The 3,559-nt window shown below is 38.2% G+C and carries 2 protein-coding genes and 1 pseudogene; all 3 read right to left on the bottom strand.

What is annotated here, in order from left to right; genetic code table 11:
- Positions 1–376: 376 nt before the first annotated feature.
- Positions 377–1,510, bottom strand: coding sequence for a glycine cleavage system aminomethyltransferase GcvT (gene gcvT, locus F6K40_RS39355; RefSeq protein WP_293145491.1), 1,134 nt, complete (start codon positions 1,508–1,510; stop codon positions 377–379).
- A gap of 252 nt (positions 1,511–1,762) precedes the next feature.
- A complete protein-coding gene (locus F6K40_RS39360; protein ID WP_293145494.1) occupies positions 1,763–2,362 on the bottom strand; it encodes an RpnC/YadD family protein in 600 nt (199 codons plus the stop codon).
- Positions 2,363–3,074: 712 nt separating this feature from the next.
- Positions 3,075–3,559, bottom strand: a pseudogene (locus tag F6K40_RS39365) (hypothetical protein); the annotation flags it as partial.

The raw sequence follows: 3,559 nt of genomic DNA on the forward strand, positions 1-3,559 counted from the left end.
GGAGGACATCACCTCTGTCATGCGCAGCGGTCAGGGTTTCCCAGACGCTCAGAATCCCTATTTTTCCATCCCCCCTAACCCCCCTTTGAAAGGGGGGAATAGAAGGGCAACGTCGGGAGTATGTCAAGTTAATGGTGTTCAAATTCTTGAGATGAACCGGCCCCCGCCACAATAAGAAATATGCAGAGTTTTAGTTGTGTCGGTGCAGTAGGGGAGTAGGGAACCCACCCCTAACCCAACCCACCCCCTGCCCCTCCGAGTGGGGAGTAGGGGAGAAAGACTGTTGTTGTGTTTATCCTGCGGATAAGCTCCGAAGATAGTCCCTCAACCCAACCTACATCTAATAAATCTTTCCCTATTCCCTATTCCCTATTCCCTATTCCCTATTCCTTTTATAAAAGGGGCGCTTAACAACAATAGCTGCATAATTTTTACCCCTAACTTCTACTTCTAATTTTTGACCTACCTTCGCTAATTTTTTAGGTACATAAGCTAGAGCGATCGCTTTCCCTAAAGTTGGAGACTTAGTACCGCTAGTAACTTCCCCCACCACCTTACCATCACTGACAACAGGATAACCATGACGAGCAATAGAGCGATCGAGCATTTCCAAACCCACCAAACGTTTTGAGACTCCTTCCGACTTTTGTGTTTCCAAGACCTGACGACCAATAAATTCTCCTTTTTTATCCAGGTGAACTAACCAACTTAAACTGGCTTCTAGAGGAGTAGTCTCTGTATCAATATCTTGACCATAAAGTGCCATTGCTGCTTCTAAACGTAGAGTATCCCTTGCTCCCAAACCGCACGGAGTAACACCAGCACTCAACAAATTCCGCCATAACTCCACACCTACCGAGGGATCGACCATAATTTCAAACCCATCTTCCCCAGTGTAACCAGTTCTGGCAATAAAACCAGGTTGCTCCAATACTGTAATATCTGAATGCCCGAAAAACCCAATTGATGCCAAATTTTCCTTAACAAATTGCTGCACATAAGACTCCGCTTCCGGACCTTGAACAGCTAATAACACTTTTTCCTCAGAGATATCTTGGAATTTAACACCACTATTTTCTAGATGACTTAATATCCAAGCTTTATCATTAGCTTTAGTGGCAGCATTAACAATCATAAAACCCCGTGCTTCCTTGGTGAGGGGGTCATCACTTTGACGATAGAAAATGAAGTCATCAATAATGCCTCCCTGGGAGTTTAATAAGACGGTGTATTGTGCTTTACCAGGTTCTAAGTTACTCAAGTCGGATGGTACTAAATATTGGATTTTCTCAATTAGATCGTGACCTTGAGCGATAAATTTGCCCATGTGGGAAATGTCGAACATTCCTGCTTTTGTGCGTACTGCCTCATGTTCGGAGCTAATGCCGGTGTATTGTACTGGCATTTCCCACCCAGAAAATTGTACCATTCTGGCCTTAAGTTCGGTGCATAAGTCGTATAGAGGTGTGCGAGAAAGAGGTTGTGTATTAGATTCTGTTGATTTGGCCACTTGTATATCCCTAATTTACATTTAATAAACTTTAATTTTAGGACATTGTGGGCTATTTCAGTTATCAGTTATCAGTTATCAGTCAAGAATCATAAAGTTAGGAGGGAGTAGCGATCGCTCTGTTGTCTTATTGTTGTAGTGGGGGAATTTTACCCACCACAGGTGCATAAGAATTAGATGAAATTTAGGGAAGGAAACAAAGCTCGCATTCATAATTCCCGTTTCTCCTAACTACTCCCTATTCCCTAGTCCCTATTTAAGATAAATTTGCCGTAATTTATCGATAGTTTCCACAGTTTTGAGAGAGGCTAAAATTGTTTCTAAAACCTGGATATTTTCAATCGTATTAATCTCTGAAAATATCTCTTTTCCTAACTCGCCAAATTTCAATTCTAATCCTAGTTTTATTCCAGAAAGTATTCCTCTTTGTAGACCAATTTCAATTCCACGTTGTTCGCCACGTTGTTCACCAATTTGAATTCTCTCTTGTAAGATTTGTTGATACCAAGGTGATTCTTGTAAAACTGCCATATCCCACCTGATTATTTGTTGTACTATTTCGATATTTAATACAAATGTAGCAAAAAATGCTTGGGCAGTAATCTTGCGTATCCGTAGAACACGCCGTTTTGAGTTGTCAAATTTATCTTCAAGTAGTAATATACCAAGTGCAATTAACGACTCAATCAGTTGCTCCTTAGTTTCTGTGGGAGCATCAGTACAAAGAGTGTTATCTTGTTCACGCTCTTGAGTCGGAACAACAGCATTCTGACAGATAGTGGGACTAGATAAATTACAAACAGCAGTCAAAATTAGAAAAATGCCACTACAGAAAAACAATCTCAGTTTCATAGTTAAAAAATCCTTGATTTCAAATACTTCTTGTGTGAGAGCGACTTGGAAATTAACTTTTTAGGAATTGATCCTTATACAAAAACTTTAAAGTATAAATAATAGAAATAACCTTGATGAGAATAAATAGTCACTCTTCCTTCCGCAGAAGCATTTCTTACTTCTTAAAAATCACTTTCCATCTTTGAGCTATAAAAAATGTGCCGAAAAATACACACATTTTTCGACACATTAAATTTTAGGAGTTTTACCGAAAAATTTTGGTTTAAAGCCTCCCCTTGGATAGCGGTCGAGGGATGCCGAGGTCTCCTCGGCATATCCAATCGACCAAGAGAGGGGATAATAAATAAAAATTTTCATGATTAGTCAATCCTATCCGTTTTCAAGGAGAGGTAATTATTCATTATTCATTATTCATTATTCATTGTTGAAAGCGCTTTTCATTAGACTTCTCCAGAAAAGAGGGAACAGGGAACAGGGAACAGGGAACAGGAAGAAGTTATTGATAATTTATGGATAAGTATTGATTTTATTTTGGATTTTTGGAGATGTCTATTTCAGTAGACCAAAGTAGGGACGCCCTTATGCAACGTCCCTACAGGTTTTTGGTTATGGCAATGTGGTTAATCAATTTGAAAAGCGCTGTATAGTATTCTATACATCTGAGAAATAAACTGTTTTAGGAATATTGTATCAATTTCCAAATTTATATTTAACTGATATTTTTCTTGTTAAGATACTCAAGATACTCAATATATTCTTTCATTTCCTTCACTTTATTAATATCATTGATTCCATGCCACAGGGAGGTTTGTTTCTTAAATTCATACCATTCTCTAAAAACATTATCGAAATCTGCATTCCCCCTTCCAGAGTCAATTAAAACATCTAAAGATTTCTTTTGAGCTTCTCTGAGTATATCTTTGCTAAATGGTTGTAATCTAATATCACCATATTTACCATTGATAATCTCAGATAATGTTTGACTATTTTTAGCATTATACTCAGACAACATTTTCAGATTAGCTTGGAAACAAGCAGCTTTAAAAATTTCTTGATATTCAGATGATAACTTGTTCCATTCATCTAAATTAACCTGTACTTCAAAAGTAGTAGAGGGTTCCCACCAACCAGGATAGTAATAATGCTTGACTCCTGGCACTCTATGTAGCCCAATTTTGATATCATCATGAGGAC

The sequence above is a fragment of the Okeania sp. SIO3I5 genome, from assembly GCF_010672085.1.
Taxonomy (GTDB): domain Bacteria; phylum Cyanobacteriota; class Cyanobacteriia; order Cyanobacteriales; family Microcoleaceae; genus Trichodesmium.

What these genes read in the sequence shown, in the direction of transcription:
- F6K40_RS39360 (WP_293145494.1), bottom strand. Translation starts at nt 2,362, where the DNA reads ATGAAACTGAGATTGTTTTTCTGTAGTGGCATTTTTCTAATTTTGACT.